The sequence below is a fragment of the Okeania hirsuta genome (assembly GCF_003838195.1).
GTDB lineage: Bacteria > Cyanobacteriota > Cyanobacteriia > Cyanobacteriales > Microcoleaceae > Okeania > Okeania hirsuta.
This window is the reverse complement of sequence record NZ_RCBY01000010.1, coordinates 23164-40300: the sequence shown is the minus strand read 5'-3', so window position 1 is coordinate 40300 and position 17137 is coordinate 23164. Positions and strand designations below refer to the sequence as shown.

The 17137-nt window shown below is 37.3% G+C and carries 16 protein-coding genes; 9 read left to right on the top strand and 7 right to left on the bottom strand.

All coding sequences use genetic code 11. The features are described 5' to 3' along the window. The first annotated feature begins 312 nt into the window (after nt 1–312). Both D5R40_RS34465 and D5R40_RS03155 read left to right on the top strand, forming a co-directional pair. Entirely contained in the window at nt 313–459 is a 147-nt protein-coding gene (locus tag D5R40_RS34465) for a hypothetical protein (RefSeq protein WP_161564917.1), read from the top strand. Further along, a complete protein-coding gene (locus tag D5R40_RS03155) occupies nt 411–4397 on the top strand; it encodes a magnesium chelatase subunit H (protein ID WP_124154222.1) in 3987 nt (1328 codons plus the stop codon). The genes D5R40_RS34465 and D5R40_RS03155 overlap by 49 nt, the downstream gene beginning before the upstream one ends. Nucleotides 4398–4472: 75 nt before the next feature. Here D5R40_RS03155 and D5R40_RS03150 read toward each other — a convergent pair whose 3' ends face one another. The 3 genes from D5R40_RS03150 to D5R40_RS03140 all read right to left on the bottom strand — a co-directional run bounded on the left by D5R40_RS03150 (nt 4473) and on the right by D5R40_RS03140 (nt 6611). Next, nucleotides 4473–5597, bottom strand: coding sequence for a GUN4 domain-containing protein (locus D5R40_RS03150; protein WP_124154221.1), 1125 nt, complete (start codon nt 5595–5597; stop codon nt 4473–4475). 17 nt (nt 5598–5614) lie between these two features. Beyond that, nucleotides 5615–5728 (bottom strand): toll/interleukin-1 receptor domain-containing protein, encoded by a 114-nt coding sequence (locus tag D5R40_RS39025; protein ID WP_240041533.1) that lies wholly within the window; start codon nt 5726–5728, stop codon nt 5615–5617. Between the two features lie 61 nt (nt 5729–5789). Beyond that, the gene (locus tag D5R40_RS03140) at nt 5790–6611 is read right to left on the bottom strand and encodes a GUN4 domain-containing protein (RefSeq protein ID WP_124154220.1); all 822 of its coding nucleotides are present in this window, start codon (nt 6609–6611) and stop codon (nt 5790–5792) included. 289 nt (nt 6612–6900) lie between these two features. Here D5R40_RS03140 and D5R40_RS03135 point away from each other — a divergent pair, with 289 nt between their 5' ends. The 3 genes from D5R40_RS03135 to D5R40_RS03125 all read left to right on the top strand — a co-directional run bounded on the left by D5R40_RS03135 (nt 6901) and on the right by D5R40_RS03125 (nt 7740). After that, nucleotides 6901–7110 (top strand): type II toxin-antitoxin system HicB family antitoxin, encoded by a 210-nt coding sequence (locus tag D5R40_RS03135; protein WP_124154219.1) that lies wholly within the window; start codon nt 6901–6903, stop codon nt 7108–7110. 113 nt (nt 7111–7223) lie between these two features. After that, complete coding sequence (locus D5R40_RS03130) at nt 7224–7451, top strand: DUF433 domain-containing protein (RefSeq protein WP_124142914.1); 228 nt, start codon at nt 7224–7226, stop codon at nt 7449–7451. Continuing rightward, nucleotides 7432–7740, top strand: a complete 309-nt coding sequence (locus tag D5R40_RS03125) for a DUF5615 family PIN-like protein (protein ID WP_161564299.1) — start codon at nt 7432–7434, stop codon at nt 7738–7740. Before D5R40_RS03130 ends, D5R40_RS03125 begins: the two co-directional genes overlap by 20 nt. A 218-nt stretch (nt 7741–7958) precedes the next feature. On the opposite strand, the gene scpB is transcribed toward D5R40_RS03125, so the two are convergent. After that, on the bottom strand, nt 7959–8471 hold the full coding sequence (gene scpB, locus D5R40_RS03120; protein WP_124142897.1) for an SMC-Scp complex subunit ScpB: 513 nt from the start codon (nt 8469–8471) through the stop codon (nt 7959–7961). 564 nt (nt 8472–9035) lie between these two features. Between scpB and rpmI the strand changes: the two genes are divergently transcribed. From rpmI to D5R40_RS03105, 3 genes are all read left to right on the top strand, one after another. Beyond that, nucleotides 9036–9233, top strand: a complete 198-nt coding sequence (rpmI, locus tag D5R40_RS03115) for a 50S ribosomal protein L35 (protein WP_124142915.1) — start codon at nt 9036–9038, stop codon at nt 9231–9233. Between the two features lie 18 nt (nt 9234–9251). Further along, complete coding sequence (rplT, locus tag D5R40_RS03110; RefSeq protein ID WP_124142898.1) at nt 9252–9608, top strand: 50S ribosomal protein L20; 357 nt, start codon at nt 9252–9254, stop codon at nt 9606–9608. Between the two features lie 123 nt (nt 9609–9731). Further along, a complete protein-coding gene (locus D5R40_RS03105) occupies nt 9732–10262 on the top strand; it encodes a tetratricopeptide repeat protein (RefSeq protein ID WP_124154218.1) in 531 nt (176 codons plus the stop codon). A gap of 190 nt (nt 10263–10452) precedes the next feature. Here D5R40_RS03105 and D5R40_RS03100 read toward each other — a convergent pair whose 3' ends face one another. The 3 genes from D5R40_RS03100 to D5R40_RS37310 all read right to left on the bottom strand — a co-directional run bounded on the left by D5R40_RS03100 (nt 10453) and on the right by D5R40_RS37310 (nt 16084). Further along, nucleotides 10453–14535 (bottom strand): PAS domain S-box protein, encoded by a 4083-nt coding sequence (locus D5R40_RS03100; protein WP_124154217.1) that lies wholly within the window; start codon nt 14533–14535, stop codon nt 10453–10455. Nucleotides 14536–15593: 1058 nt separating this feature from the next. After that, the gene (locus D5R40_RS03095; RefSeq protein ID WP_161564916.1) at nt 15594–15905 is read right to left on the bottom strand and encodes a transposase; all 312 of its coding nucleotides are present in this window, start codon (nt 15903–15905) and stop codon (nt 15594–15596) included. 14 nt (nt 15906–15919) lie between these two features. Beyond that, nucleotides 15920–16084: a hypothetical protein gene (locus tag D5R40_RS37310; RefSeq protein ID WP_205127593.1), complete on the bottom strand. Its 165-nt coding sequence runs from the start codon at nt 16082–16084 to the stop codon at nt 15920–15922. Nucleotides 16085–16436: 352 nt separating this feature from the next. Between D5R40_RS37310 and D5R40_RS03090 the strand changes: the two genes are divergently transcribed. Beyond that, on the top strand, nt 16437–17039 hold the full coding sequence (locus tag D5R40_RS03090; protein ID WP_124142902.1) for a DUF1517 domain-containing protein: 603 nt from the start codon (nt 16437–16439) through the stop codon (nt 17037–17039). The last annotated feature ends 98 nt before the right edge of the window (nt 17040–17137 follow it).

Here is a 17137-nt window from a genome sequence, read left to right as displayed (position 1 = left end):
GCAGGTCAGAAAATTAGTTAAGTCCTGTCTTATTAAATTCATAAGCAAAACTAATTACATATCCTAATTTCTCATCATCAGGTAATTGATAATTTATACCCTCATCCCAGATTATTTTGTATACAAATCGCCTTAACTTTTATGAACAAAGATTGAGAGTATATACTCCTCATTTTGTCAATAAATGTAACGAAAAATTTCCAAATTCTTATAGAATTGTATCAAAACAAGAACTTACCCTACCTTTTTTTCACATTTTCTGGTAAATATACTCATTAAGTATCAGCAATTATCCTCAAGGAGCAATACTTAATGTTCACATCTGTTAAACCCGCCGTTCGCCACATTGTCCCAGAAGACTTGAAAGGGCGATCGCTCTTAAAAGTTGTATATATCGTTCTAGAAGCACAATATATACAACTTTTAAGAGCGTTCGCCACATTGTCCCAGAAGACTTGAAAGGGCGATCGCTCTTAAAAGTTGTATATATCGTTCTAGAAGCACAATATCAGAGTTCTCTCTCAGCAGCGGTGCGCTCTATCAACGAAAAAAGTCCTAATTTGGCCATTGAAATTAGTGGCTATTTAATAGAGGAATTAAGAGACCCACAAAATTACGAAAACTTTAAAAAAGAAGTTTCTGAAGCTAACATCTTTATCGCTTCCCTAATTTTCATTGAAGACCTGGCCGAAAAAGTAGTGGAGGCTGTTACCCCCCACCGAGATAAGCTGGACGCTGCTGTTGTATTCCCTTCCATGCCTCAAGTGATGCGCCTGAATAAAATGGGAAGTTTCTCAATGGCACAACTAGGTCAGAGCAAAAGCGCGATCGCTCAGTTCATGCGGAAGCGGAAGGAAAAATCTGGTTCTTCTTTCCAAGATGGAATGCTGAAGTTGTTGCAAACTCTGCCGAAAGTGTTGAAGTATATGCCTATTGATAAGGCGCAGGATGCTAGAAACTTTATGCTTAGTTTCCAATATTGGTTAGGGGGTTCGTCGGAAAACCTGGAAAATTTCCTACTGATGTTGGCAGATAAATATGTTTTTAAAGATAAGAAAAACAGCTCTCTCCAATATGTTGATCCAGTAGTTTATCCAGACATGGGTATCTGGCATCCCCTCGCACCAAAAATGTTTGAGGATGTTAAAGAGTATCTCAACTGGTACAACCAGCGCCAAGACATTTCTGAAGATTTGAAAGACCCCCTCGCTCCCTGTGTTGGTTTAGTATTGCAGCGTACTCACTTAGTTACGGGAGATGATGCTCACTATGTTGCGATGTTGCAAGAGTTGGAGGCAATGGGAGCGCGAGTTGTGCCTGTATTTGCTGGAGGGTTAGATTTTTCTAAACCAGTCGATGCTTATTTCTGGGAAGTTGCTGCTAAAGGAGTTGAACCCACACCATTAGTAGATACAGTTATTTCTTTGACAGGTTTTGCACTGGTGGGGGGACCTGCTAGACAAGACCATCCGAAGGCGATCGAATCTTTGAAACGGTTGAACCGACCATATATGGTAGCTTTGCCTCTGGTTTTCCAAACTACGGAAGAATGGGAAGAAAGCGAACTTGGTTTGCACCCCATACAAGTAGCTTTGCAAATAGCTATTCCTGAACTTGACGGAGCGATCGAACCTATTATTATGTCTGGACGGGATGGGGCGACCGGAAAAGCGATCGCTCTCCAAGACCGCATCGAAGCTGTTGCTCAACGTGCTCTCAAGTGGGCAACTCTTAGACGTAAACCTAAACTGAATAAAAAAGTTGCTATTACTATTTTCAGTTTCCCACCAGATAAAGGAAATGTTGGTACTGCTGCATATTTAGATGTATTTGGTTCTATCTATGAAGTTGTCAAAGCACTCAAAGGTAACGGTTACGATATTCAAGATTTGCCAGACTCCGCAGAAGAGTTGATGAAGCAAGTCATCCATGATGCGACTGCTCGGTATCAAAGTCCGGAGTTGAATATTGCTCACCGGATGTCAGTTGCAGAATATGAAAGTTTGACACCATATTCCGAACGTTTACATGAAAATTGGGGACCCCCTCCAGGAAACCTGAATAGCGATGGCGAAAATTTATTAATCTACGGTAAGAGTTTCGGCAACGTTTTTATTGGAGTACAACCAACATTTGGTTATGAAGGCGACCCGATGCGGTTGTTGTTCTCTCGTTCCGCTAGTCCCCATCATGGTTTTGCTGCTTACTATACTTATTTAGAACAAATTTGGAAAGCTGATGCGGTGCTGCATTTTGGTACTCACGGTTCTCTCGAATTTATGCCTGGTAAGCAAATTGGAATGTCTGGAGATTGTTATCCTGATAATCTGATTGGTAGTATTCCCAATATCTATTATTATGCAGCGAATAATCCTAGTGAGGCGACTATTGCTAAACGTCGGAGTTATGCTGAGACTATTTCTTACTTGACTCCCCCTGCGGAAAATGCTGGTTTATATAAGGGTTTGCAGGAGTTGAACGAGTTGATCGGTTCCTATCAAACTTTGAAGGATAGCGGACGAGGTATTCCCATTGTCAACACTATTATGGATAAGTGTCGGATAGTGAATTTAGACCAGGATGTGACGCTGCCAGAAAAAGATGCTCAGGAGTTGACTGCTGAGGAACGGGATAAAATTGTTGGGGATGTTTATCGCAGACTGATGGAAATTGAGTCTCGGTTGTTGCCTTGTGGTTTGCACATTATTGGTAAACCTCCTAGTGCTGAAGAGGCGATCGCTACTTTGGTAAATATTGCTAGTTTAGACAGAGAAGAGGAAGGGATAACTGGTTTACCTCGAATAATTGCTAATAGTCTCAACCGAGATATTGAGGAACTTTACCAAAACAATAATAAAGGTATTTTGGCAGATGTAGAGTTAGTTCAGAGTATTACGGAAGCGACTCGTGCTGCTGTTGCTGCATTAGTGAAACAACAAACCGATGCTGAAGGTCGAGTTTCCATGGTTAGCAAACTCAATTTCTTCAACATGAGGAAAAAAGCACCTTGGATAGAAGCTTTGGAAACAGCAGGTTTTCCGGATGTTGATGCGGAACTTATTAAACCTCTGTTTGAATATTTGGAATTTTGCCTTGAGCAGGTTTGTGCTGATAATGAGTTGGGTTCCCTGTTACGAGCGTTGGAAGGGGAATATATTTTACCCGGACCTGGTGGCGACCCTATTCGGAACCCCGATGTTTTGCCTACTGGTAAGAATATGCACGCCCTCGACCCCCAGTCTATTCCTACTGCTGCTGCGGTTAAGTCGGCAAAAATTGTGGTTGACCGTTTATTGGCGCGACAGATGCAAGAAAATGGTGGGCAATATCCAGAAACTATCGCTGTTGTGTTGTGGGGAACTGACAATATCAAGACTTACGGTGAATCTCTCGCTCAGGTAATGTGGATGGTAGGTGTGAAACCTGTACCTGATGCTTTGGGTAGGGTGAATAAGTTGGAATTAATTCCATTGGAGGAATTAGGTCGTCCGCGCGTTGATGTCGTGATTAACTGTTCCGGTGTATTCCGAGATTTATTTATCAATCAAATGAACCTTTTGGATAAAGCTGTGAAAATGGCAGCGGAAGCAGAGGAACCCGAAGAGATGAACTTTGTGCGGAAGCACGCTCTCAAGCAAGCGGAAGATTTAGGAGTAAATTTACGTCAAGCTGCAACGCGGGTATTTTCTAATGCTTCCGGTTCTTATGCTGCTAACGTTAACTTGGCAGTAGAGAATAGTACCTGGGAAGATGAGTCAGAATTACAGGAAATGTATTTGAAGCGCAAGTCGTTTGCGTTTAATTCTGACAACCCAGGAATGATGGAAGATAACCGGAAAGTGTTTGAGTCAGCGTTGAAAACTGCGGATGCGACATTCCAGAATTTAGATTCGTCGGAAATTAGTTTGACGGATGTGAGTCATTATTTTGATTCCGATCCGACAAAGATTGTAGCGACTCTCCGAGATGATGGTAAAAAACCATCTTCTTATATTGCGGATACGACAACTGCCAATGCTCAGGTGCGGTCATTATCTGAGACAGTACGTTTAGATGCGCGGACAAAAATGTTGAATCCAAAATGGTATGAGGGAATGTTGTCTCATGGTTATGAAGGAGTGCGGGAGTTGTCAAAGCGTCTCGTGAATACTATGGGATGGAGTGCGACTGCTGGTGCCGTTGATAATTGGGTTTATGAAGATGTGAATGAGACCTTTATTAAAGACGAGCAGATGCAGCAGCGGTTGTTGAATTTGAATCCGCATTCGTTCCGCAAGATGGTGACTACATTGTTGGAAGTGAACGGTCGCGGTTATTGGGAGACGAGTGAGAGTAATTTGGATAAGTTGCGTGAGTTGTATCAGCAAGTAGAGGATCGGATAGAAGGGATAGAGTAATTAATGGATAATGGATGATAATGAAAGTTATCTCTAATTATTAATTATCCATTGGTAGGGTGGGTGAATATTTGCTCACCTTACTTTTGAAAGTAAAGTCTGAAAAACTATCATTTTTGCCTCAAATCGCTGTCGAGATACTCCCCTATATATCATAATACCCCACCAAAGCAAAAAACATAAAACATATGATGGGTGAAAATGATTACCTGCATCTAATATATTAGCAAGTATAATCGCACTACCTAAGCTAACTATAGAGCTAATGATAAGACTAATGACGGTATATAAATCTAAGAATGGGGGTTCAACTGTTGCAACTGTTGAAAGTCGAATGCGTTGCCAAACTTTCCGAGGAAAGTGTCCAGTTAAATTACTTTCTGTTTCCATATCAGCTCTTTGCCAGCCAACTCTACTGCAAAACAATTTCCATCCTTGCTTATTATTTTTCGTTTTACTCATAGAAATCTGATGAATTTCCTTTTGGACAGAAAAACCAAATTTGCCTTTGCTATTTTCTGCCCAGAGATTGTCAATGGTACAAAGGTCTGTGTAAGGAAAGTTTTCTATATGCTTGAAATTCAGCCATCTTCCTGTTCCCTTTTGCTCTGAAACTTTTACCATACAAGTAATAGTTTCTTCATCTGCCTCTTTCCATTTTCCTTGATTAAGCAATCTCTCTAACCTAATGTAGCCACAAGGATGCGTTTTTTTTGGTGTGGGGTCGTCGTCCTTCTTAGGCTTTTTTTTTCGTTTATTTGGGACTATGCCAAAAGTTGAAAATATTTCCAACAATTTGCTAATTTCGCTATAATCATCCAAGTTAAGAAGAAATATAAACTGAAACTTATTTAGATAATTTAGGTCTCTAGGAACATCCTTGATACCAGCTCCAGGTAGAAATATAGGAATAATGGATATATTTTTCTTGCGACTACTTATATAACGATTATGTAAATAGTCTATCTCTTCCTCTTGCCATGGTCCTACACCATTTGTTCCAATAAAAAAGAAAGCAAGATTAGTTTTATCAAGTGCTTTATAGAGTTTTTTTTGCCATACAATTCCTCCTTTAAATTGATCTTCATCGAACCATGTGATAAAACCCCCTTGTTCAAGTTGATGTGCAATAATTCTAATGCTATCTTTATCACGACTGTTATGACTAAGAAAGACATCAAACTTTTCTGTTTCAGCCATTAACTATCTTCCTTTTTTCAAGATTCAACACCAGCAATTTGAGCAAGAAGTTCCTCGGCAATTTTTTCAACGGCAGGTTTGTCCTGACTATTGTGGCAAAGGAAAACATTAAACTTTTTTGGATCAGACATTTATATGTTAGAGTTTTTAATATTGGTTGAGTACAATAGTGTAGACTTGCACCCGAAAGTGCTACAGACTACAAGTCAAAAAACGGCGCGTCAAGAGAGAAAAATCATATTGATTGCTAGTCCTCCAATGTAGTTTTTCTCCTATTATTCTTAGTCGTTTATCCACAACAGGGAGGTGTCCTCTTGGAGCTGCAAGATCAAAAGTAATATCATCGTAAGATAACCATCCTCCACTAAACCCCCAATCTCGCTGTTTTTTCCATCCTACTTTCTGTACAAATAATTTGTAAGCATCTTTGTTCAGTTTTCCCAATATATTTCCAGTACCAATATAAATTTCCTTCTGAACACTAAACCCAAAACGTTCATTACTGTATTTGAGCCAAAGTTTATTTATTCTGTGAATGTCATCACAAGGAAGCCTGTCTATATCTTCTGCTCCCAGCCAACCTTCATTTGTACGTCCTACAAGTTGTAACAGATGAAAACAAGTTACTGAATCTGCTAATTTCCACTTTCCCAAACTAAGCTGTTTCTCTAATTCCTCTAAATTAGGATGCCACTTTGTCAGAAAAGGTCGTAATCCTTGGTTGAGAACAGCAATAGCAAGACCACCAACTGAATTATGAGATGCACCCACATCAGGGCCAGCTTCTCTGAGAATTTCGCGAGTAGTTCCAAACAAACTATAGAGGGAATTTAAAGCCTCTCTCATAATACCTTCATCTTCCTGCAAAGGTTGTACCGAAATACGCGTTACCAATTCAACATAAAGCGACCAAGCAGCATGACGTTCTGTTGAGTCAGCTTCCCATTCTGCTGAACCCAGACCAAAAGGAAGACTAACTGATACTTTTTTTAAAACAGCGGGGTCTCGTGTCATAAAATTTTCCTCATTTTAGAGATGGCTAGGCTTAAATAAAAAAAATTAATAGTTTCTAATAATGTAGCACAAGCATATTCTCAACTAATAAGGAATTTCCAGAAAAACTTATAAAATCAAAGAGCGATCGCTCTTTAAAGAAGCTATACTTTAGTCCAAAACCTTAACTCTAAATTGGCCACCTAGCCTGAAATTCTAAATATTCTAGCCAAAAGCCCATAAGCAAAAGCTCATCAAGTCAAACAAATTTGTGCAGTTATTATCAAATATCATCTAGAAAATTAAGCCAATGCTACACTACGAAATAATCGTATACTGGAGTCAAGAAGACCAAGCCTTTATAGCAGAAGTTCCAGAATTACCAGGTTGTATTGCTGATGGAGAAACCTATCAGTCAGCACTACAAAACGTAGAAATAATTATGCAAGAATGGATAGAAACTGCTCAAGAATTAGGACGAGAAATTCCTACACCAAAAAATCGGTCTATCTTGACATAGATAAAACAGGCGATAGAACTCCGTTCCGCTTCGCGATCGCTACTTTTTTATTACAACTTTTTGTGCTATCCTCAAAAGGATTACAAAAATCAAAACACAAAAGAGCAAAAACTATGAACAATAATTTAATAGAAATATCTCCAGAAATATTATCAGGTATACCAGTCTTTAAAAATACTCGCGTTCCTATTAAAACTCTTATTGATTATTTAAGTGCAGGAGAAACTATAGCAGATTTTCTTGATGATTTTCCTACGGTGACTCAAGAACAAGCAGTTTCTCTATTAAAGTTAGCTCAAGAAACATTATTGAAACAAACCTATGAAAATATTGCTGGATGAATGCTTACCTAAAAAGCTCAAAAGAGAAATTATAAATCATCAAGTAATAACAGTTCCAGAACAAGGTTGGGCAGGAATAAAAAATGGAGAGTTGTTAAAATTAGCATCATCAAGTTTTGATGCTTTTATAACAATAGACCAAAACTTAACTTCACAACAAAATCTGCAACAAATTGATTTAATAATAATCGTTTTCGTTCATACAATATTCTTATTTTGGCTACCCTTATTGATTGAACCCATATGCTCGCTCTTCTATCATCCCTTTGATTGGCCTTGGCAGTTATAATTATTGCCTATCCCATTAGACATCTGGTAAAAATCAAAAATCAAATCAATTCTCACACTATATATATCAATTATTTCCCCTCCTGGGAGGGGGAGGGGCGAGGGGTGGGTTCCCTACTGCCTACAGCAAAGCTGCCTACTGCCTCATTTGGAGGAGATGTCTATTATATTGAGTGGATACGATTCTGCCTACTTAAGAATTATTTGTATTTCCAAATTTTATTCCTCTTCATCATGGGATAAAGAATTAAGGTCAAGTGATAATTGTTGGGGAAGTTGATCTAGTTGGAAATACTGATGAAATTTATCTGTGACTTGTAACCAATAAGAACGAGATTCCTTTTGACGACGTTTACGAACAAACCCCAAGGTAACAAGTTCTGGAACGTGCTGATAAACTCCTGAACCACGAATATCTACTAATTCTGATTGAGTAATACCTCCTTTGAGGGCGATCGCTGCTAAAGTCCTCAGAGCACCTACTCCCAACTCTGGTTGAATCAAAGATTCTATCAACTCAGCAAAAGTTGCTTTGAGTTGAAGACTATAACCTTTTTCTGTTTCTATAACTTCTAAGGCAGTATGTCGATGGGCATATTCAGACATTAATTCGATTAAAGCATCTTTAACTTGGCCACGCTCACATTTGGCAATTTCAGCAATTTCAGAAATGGAGAGGGGTTGTCCTTTGAGGTATAAAATTGCCTCAATTTTACTAGGAAGACTAAACATTTAGTATCATTACTTTGGGGTTCAAGAATTTAGAATTTAGAATTTAGAATTACCTCTTCTTATAAATAAGAGGATTGGATCGATGGATTTTTTTTCTTCTCTTGGTCGATTGGATATGGCTCCAAAACCAGCTCTGATCAGAGCTGCTTTCCTTACGGAATGCTACCGCAAACGCGGTTCGCCATCCCTCCACCGCTTTTTTATCCATGAATTGAGAGGCTTTATACCTTAATTTTTCGGTAATTGTGATTAGAAAACTTTGCTCATCAATGAAGCGCAAAGTAGTCTAGTCTGATTTTTTTATCATAAGGTTGTTGTTAGGTCAAACTTGAAGTCCAAATCTAATATCATGTCCGGTAGCAAAGGTCAGGAAGAAGGAAGAAGGAAGATGCAGGAAGCTTAAGAGCAAGAAAAAAAGTTAAGTCCTATATAAATCATCAATTATTTATCCCTGTTCCCTGTTTCCTATTCCCTCTTTTCTGGACATATCCAATAAAATAGGTATTTGATTTTAACAAATTTTTGTGCTATAATAAAACATTGTGTCTAAAATTACTGCAAATCATGCCAAAACTAAAAACTCGCAAGGCGGCAGCTAGACGCTTTAAAGTAACAGGCAGTGGAAAAATCATGCGTCGTAAAGCTTTTAAGAGTCATCTGTTGCAACATAAAAGCTCCACTCGCAAGGGTCGTCTGTCTAAAATGGCTCTTGTCCATGAGACTAATGAAGAAAATGTACGTTTAATGCTTCCATATTTGTAAAATTTTAGGGGGAAATTTATGACCAGAGTCAAAAGAGGTAATGTTGCCCGTAAACGCCGTAACAAAGTTCTTAAACTAGCTAAAGGATTTAGAGGTAGACAGTCTAAACTATTTAAAGTAGCTAACCAGCGAGTTATGCAGGCGTTACGCAATGCCTATCGCGATCGCCGTAAACGCAAACGGGATTTCCGTCGTTTATGGATTACTCGGATAAATGCTGCAGCTCGTCAACAGGGCATGAGTTATAGTCAACTAATAGGTAATATGAAAAAAACTAATATTGCCATTAACCGTAAAATGTTAGCCCAATTAGCAGTTTTAGATCCTGAAACTTTTGCTAAAGTAGTTGAATTAGCAAGTCAAGCTAAAGGATAATATCAACTAGAAGATTTAGGGAGTTGGGAACCGGGAATTTTTATGACAGTTACTTCCTACTTCCTACTCCACTCCATAAGATTTCAAATCTAGCCTTATTACTTATAAAAATTAATATTAATTATGGATAGCACTCTACCAGTTTTATACCTATTAATACTACTGATATTATTGTCTGTGGCAGGTATATTTGTCATTCGCCAGATTGCGAAGACAAGGAAAACTGAAATTCAGCTTTCTAATTTGAAAAGTAAACTGACAAAAGAACAGGGAACAATAGATGAATATTATCAGCTTGGCAGTATATTTTTAGAAAAAAAATTGTATTCTCAAGCAACTGAATTGTTACAAAAAGCTCTGAAATTAAAAGGTTCAGAAAATTCAGAAAGTTTTGCTAAAATTTATAATGCTCTTGGTTTTTCTTACTTTGCTAAAGAGCAATACGATATTGCTATTAGGCAATATAAAGAAGCATTAAAAATAGACCCTAGTTATGTAACTGTTTACAATAATTTAGGCCATGTTTATGAGAAGAAAAAATTAACTGCTCAAGCTTTAGAAGCTTATGAGTCAGCATTGAAATGTGACCCAAAAAATGATACTGCAAAAAGACGTGCAGAATCTATGAGAAAACGTTTGATACCATCTTCTTGAAGAAGGAAGAAGGAAGAAGGCAGAAGGCAGAAGGCAGAAGGTAGAAGGCAGAAGGCAGGAAGCAGAAGGTTTTCTCCTATTGTCACCTTAATTTTATACACAAACTATGCTACCGGACATCATATAACTTCTAACTTTTGACTTTTGACTTTTGACTTTTGACTTTTGACTTTAGTGAGGACTTTTGAATTTATTGAAAGGGTATAAGCTTCATGGGAATTTTCATCACAAACTCTGTACCTTTACCAGGATTAGAATTACATTTTAGGCTACCGCTATGTTTCTCAACTACAATTTCATAGCTAATAGATAATCCTAGTCCAGTACCTTTACCAACTTCCTTAGTTGTAAAGAAAGGATCGAAAAGACGTTCTTTGACTTCTGGTGGAATACCAGGTCCATTATCCCGAATACAAATTTGTACAAATTTACCAACAACTTTAGTGGAAATTTCAATGAGACTTGGTTCTAATTTGATTTGTTCGGTAGTCCGCTTTGCATCTTTTTCTTCAATAGCGTCAATGGCATTACTAATAATATTAATAAATACCTGATTAAGCTCTCCTGGATAACATTCCACCTCTGGAAGATTACCATAATTTTTAACTATCTCAATTGCAGGAAGATTATGTCGCCGATTAATACGATTGTATAAAATAGTAAGAGTACTATCAATTCCTTCATGGAGGTTAGCTTTTTTATGTCCAGATTCATCAAGGCGTGAAAAATTTCTCAAAGATTTGACAATATCTTCAATACGATTAGCTCCCACCTTCATTGAGTTAAAAAGTTTCGGTAAATCTTCCTGCAAAAATTCTAATTCTATAGCTTCTATTTCTTCCTGAATTTCAGGATGTGGGTTAGGATAATGGGTTTGATATAGATCGATCAAATTGAATAAATTTTGAGTATATTCCTTAGCATGAGAAAGATTGCCATAAATAAAACTGACGGGATTATTAATTTCGTGAGCTACTCCTGCTACAAGTTGACCCAAACTAGACATCTTTTCATTTTGAATCATCTGAGTTTGAGTCCGCTTCAGTTTCTTGAGAGTAGTTTCTAATTCTCTTGTCTTGCTGCGACTTTGATTATAAAGTTCTGCTTGAGTCAAGGCAATATCTAACTGTTCCACTACAGCTTTTAGTAAACTAATTTCTGTATCACTCCAGTGGCTGATCTGAGTGTGATTATGACATACTAATGCTCCAATTTGACCTGATGTTTTTTGAAAGGGAACAGACAGAAAAGATTGAATTCCTATTGATTTGAGCAATTTTCTAAAGATTCGATCTGGTTCTAAGTCATTATCAACTACTTTGATAACTTCTAAATGCAAAGCCTTTTGATTAATCGAACCTAATATCGAAGCTGGATATTTATCTGGTATATCGGGCAAACCTGGAATTTGAGATACATTACTAGAATACCAATAAGGTTCTTCTGCATCAGTGCAATACCAGGAAAAAAGGCATCGATCTGTTTGCATCAACTCCCGAACTCTATTGAGAGTAGTATTTAAAATAGTTTCAATATCCAGAGACTGGCGTATCTGACTGATAATTTGGTTAAAAAGTTGTTCTCGTTGAGCCTTTTCTCGTAACTTTTGTTCAGTACCCTTGAGTTCAGTAATATCTCTTGTCATACCTACAATACCAATAATATTGCCTTCAGCATCTTGAAAAGGTGTTTTTGTCGTGAGGAAGATTCTGAGTTGACCTTGTATGGGCACAATTTCCTCATAATCTTTTGAAATGCCACTATTAATAGTTTGGCGATCGTTATCTCTGACTTCTCGTACAACTTCAAGAGGCAATATAGCTGTATCATCCTTGCCAAGAATATCCTCAACTGATTTATTAAAACTATTGGCAAAAGCAGTGTTAACTAACAGAAATTCTCCTTGTAAATTTTTGGCAAAAATTAAATCTGTCGTACTATTAATTACTCCATTTAATAAGTTATAACTCTCTTTGATTTTGGCTTCTGCTTGCTTGCGATCGCTAATATCCCTACAAATACAAATAAGTCCTACATCTGTCATTGTCAAAGCAATTTCCTGGAAGAACTTTGTACCATCTTTGCGTTTAGCAACACACTCTCCCCGCCAAAAACCTTGTTGAGAAATTATAGGAAAAGCCTCTTTCTTTATACGTTCTATTTGTTCCTGTTCATATAAAATCTGCCAACTTTTACCCAGTAACTCTTCTGGGTTATCGTACCCGAGAATCTGCACATGAGCATGATTTATGTATGAGTAATGTTCTCCATCAACTAAAATTGCAATCCCATCAATTGCTGCTTCAATTGCCATCATTTGCTGTTTGAGTTGTTCTTCTACTCGCTTGCGTTCAGTGATATCTGCATAAGTACCGAGAATACCGAATATTCTACCCTTTTCATCAACTAAAGGAACTTTGCAAGTATCTAACCAAACCAGATTGCCATTAGGTAGCTGTCTTTGTTCAACTAAGTGCATTTGTGGTTTGCCAGATAACATAATTTCTTGATCGCTCTGTTGTTCTAATCTTGCCTTCTCCTCACTCAAGGCAAAATTATAGTCTGTATTACCAACAATTTCTTCGCAAGATTGGTGATTTATTTCTCTAATAAACGTACTATTACAACCTTTGTAAATACTATTGCAGTCTTTCCAGAAAATAGCTTGGGGCAAAGTATCTACAATAGTTCTGAGTAACTGTCGTTGTTCGACTAATTCAGACTGAATTTTTTGGCGTTCTGTGACATCATGCGCCATACTGAAAAGACTAATTAGCTGATGAGCATCATCATAAAACGCAAAATTGTGCCACTCACAAATAATAATTTTTCCTGTTTTAGTTATGTTTTCATTAATATTGAATGTTCCTCCTGTTCCTGCAAGTAACTGTTGAATTACTTGAGCTACATCATCCTGAGCTGAGGGAGGAACAAGATTAAATTCTGAGGTTGACTTACCAAAGACTTCTGCTTTGCTATAACCAAAGATTTTTTCTGCAGTATGATTCCAGTCAACAACGCGAAAATCAGCATCCAATTCTATTGCAGCTAGAGGAGACTTTTCAAAAAAATATCTTAATTTTTTTTTGCTCTGACGCAAGGCAACTTCAGTTTTCTTTAGTTCAGTAGTGTCAAGAATAATGCCATCCCAATAGACATTTCCATCTTTTTGTTTGCATGGCATTGCAGTTGCTTGTAGCCACTTGAGCTTGCCAGAAGGAGTGGTAATTCTATATTCTGTTTGCCATATTGCTTCAAGTTTGAATGCCTGAGTTACAGACTGCTGAACAGTAAGGAGATCGTCGGGGTGAACTAATTCCCACAACATACTATTATCCTGAAGGGCAACTTCTGGTTCGACTTCGTAGATATCATCACAACCGTCGCTCAGAAAAGTAAATTTTCCTATAGGATCTGTAGGAGATTGGTAATATTGATAAAAAAGTCCAGGGGTGCTAGCAGCAATACGTTGCCAACGATCTGTAACTTCTTGTAGTTGTGCTGCTGTGTGCTTTTTCTCAGTGATATCTTCGATGGATACTACTATACCTGTCACATTTCCTTCTTGGTCATGGAGTGGTATTTTGTTGGTATCGATCCAAGCTTGACTACCATCTGGACGATGTTGGGTTTCTGTCATATTAAACTCTGGGGTGTTAGTTTCCATAATTCTAAAATCGCACTCCCGATACCACTCAGATTCTTCTTTGGTCGAAGGGAGATCGTAATCAGTTTTACCAATAATTTCTGTAGGTGATGAAAAACCACAAATTTGAGCAGCATAACGGTTGCACCCTAAAAAAACGCTGTTGCGGTCTTTCCAAAAAATCATTTGAGGTAAGCTATTGATAATTGAGTATAATAACTGTTGGGACTTTTGAACCTGTTTCAATTCAGTGATATCTTGAGAAAATGTTACTAAATAACTAATTTTTCCTTGACTATTACGCAGAGGAATTTGATGGATAGCTAAATAGCGTTCTTCTGTATGATCATTTAGTTTGAGTTGGGTAGTTTTTTCTACTGGATGTCTATGGTTTGTCTCCCTGCTGAATTTTAAAATTTCTGTTTGATTTTCATTGCTGAGTTGTTGAAAAGCACGATTACTATAAAATATTTCCTGGTTCGTCAAATCTTGACAAATCAAGTTTTCAGGTAAAATATCTAATATTTGCTCCAACTGATATAAACGTTCTTGAATAATAGCATTTTCATTTTGTAAATCAACTAACTGTTTTTGGCAGGTGCACAAACTATTGACATCAGATTTCATAACTTTTTACTCGCTAATATTAGGAAATTATATTATTTTGATTAGTTGAACATTCACTAATATCATAACTAATATCATTGTTTTTGACATCTGTATTTATATATAGTTAAAGCGTACTAATTTTGATGGGGTTCACAAAAATAAGAGCCAATAACTCTACTGCTATAGATTATGTCATTAGGTAGGTAAAGACTAAATACCATTTTGGTTTCAACTGTAAAAATATTTGACAGGAAAAAGACAAAATGCTGATAAAAAGGAATCAGAATAATGATATTGTCCATAGCAATTATTTTCTGGGTTTGCTGGATGACTTTGCACTCTAAAGCAAATCCTTCTCTGTAGCGATCGCTATAATTTGCTTGCTGGGGTTGAAATTGTTTTTCTCAGATTAGATCGCCATATTTATTAATATTACTGACATCAGTATTTTTGAAGAAGGAGACAGGATACAGGAGACAGGAGACAGGAGGAAAATTACATGGGGATAGTCAACGAAGGGCCGCTCCGCGTCTACGCTCCCCCAAGTAATTTTGAACACCCCCGTTGACGGTGGGGTATTAAACCCACAAAGAAAATGATAATATTATGTCCGTTTAATAACGTTATGGAAAAAACCGAGCTTCTAGCTTCAAAGAAGACTATTTAGTTTTTTAAATGTCTCCTTACTGACTAGAGTTGAGTAGTAGTTACCCATCCTCTGATTACCGGATTTAATTTATTAGTTTTTTAAATGTCTCCTTACTGACTAGAGTTGAGTAGTAGTTACCCATCCTCTGATTACCGGATTTAATTTAGCGGTGTTGGTGATTTGAGGTATGATATCAAATTAGTTAACAAAAAACTTTCTCTTATACTACTCTTTCTTCTTACAGCGCTTTCCGTTGTTATGAGGCACAGTAACAACACTTGGCAAACCAGTTTTTTAAATGTTGAGGATTCATTGACTTAATTGCCACAGAGATGATTCTATCAACCATTTTTGCTGTAGTTGGAGAAAAGCTCCGTAAAAAAGATTTTAATTGTGACCACCATAATTCAATGGGATTAAAATCCGGTTAGTATGGAGATAAATTTATGACTTTAGCTCCTACAGATTCAATTCTATGTTCAATTGATGCTAGTTTATGTGCGGGTAAATTATCCATAACTACTACTGCTACTGGCCATGACTCTGGCAGTAAAAAATGTTCAATAAATACTTTGAATGCTTTGCTATCCATGGAATTATTTATTGTCATTAACCCTACTACTTCTTTAACACTTATTGCACCAATTACTGTAACTTTTTGACCTCGATAAAATGGCTTCATTTCATATACTCTAGTTCCCTTGTTTGAACCGGCATGAGTTCTTGTTAAACCAAGCATTACACCTGTTTCATCTATAAACACTGAGCTGATGCAGATGTATAAAGGTAACATATTTCTGCTAATTTTCGATTTTCTGCTAATTTTCGATAATGAGTTCTGATACTTTTGGAGGATGGTTTAATCAGCGTTTTCAATCCTTTCAGTTTTTTCATGTCTATAGATTTGGCAAATTCCATAAGTCTTTCTTCCATACCGTGTAATGTGACGTTTGGACTTTAGGGGACTTATTTCCCCTCCTTGAGGTGTGCCCACCCCCATTCCCCAGGAGGGAAGCTAGAGAGGTGGGTGGAATTGCTTGTTGTCAAACACTCGCTACTTTAGCCATTGCTTGATTAATTTTCTATAGGGAGATTAACCTATCGTTCCTAACAACGCATGAGAGAGAAAAACATTTTTATTATGGCTAATTAATGAGATTTGATATAACCACTAAATTTTAATCATAACTGATTATCCAAACATGATATAATTAACGTTTATTACTTTTGACTTTTTAATTTTGACTTTTGATTTTTTTGAAGGTAAATTATGAGTTCTTGGCAAGATAGTTTCAAGAAATTTACAGGTAAAACTCGATTTGTTGTCTCTCGTTTATTTGTTCACTTAGCGGGTTCAGAGGTAACGCCTTTATTGGGTGTTTTGAATCGAGCTGTGAGGGAGATAGTTGCATCAGAAGGTAACTTGGAAGTAGCAGGAGAAAGACTGGTTGAAGTCTGTCAGAGTCTCCTACAGTATGATACCTATTGGCAGTCTGCTTCTAATGAGGGAGATGTGATCTGGGATGAAGGAGAAGCAGGAGATTTCTTTGACGAACTCTTTACAGACTCAGCCTCTCGTTACCTAAGTTCTGGGGACAATGAAGATTATGAGGCAGATGACCAACCTCTAACTTTATCACCTACTGGTAATTTAGTAGTAATGCTCACAGTTGCTTTTCAGGGAGAAGTGCCAGATATTGAAGCCGATCTTGCTAGCATGAATGCAATGACTGTAGCATTAAAAGCCTTAATTAATCTGCATTATCAAGAAAAACTGCGAGGTATTCAAATACATTTTTCTCCAGCACGTTTAGGGGATGAGTTAGACAATGAACAACTATTACTCAATTTTCCTGAATTGATTCCCCTGTAGGTTATTTCAGTTATCAGTTAGCCTCCTCCGGAGGAGCTACGCTAACAGTACCTCTCCAATAAGGAGGCTACGAAAATACGGAATTTTCTTTTTTTTAT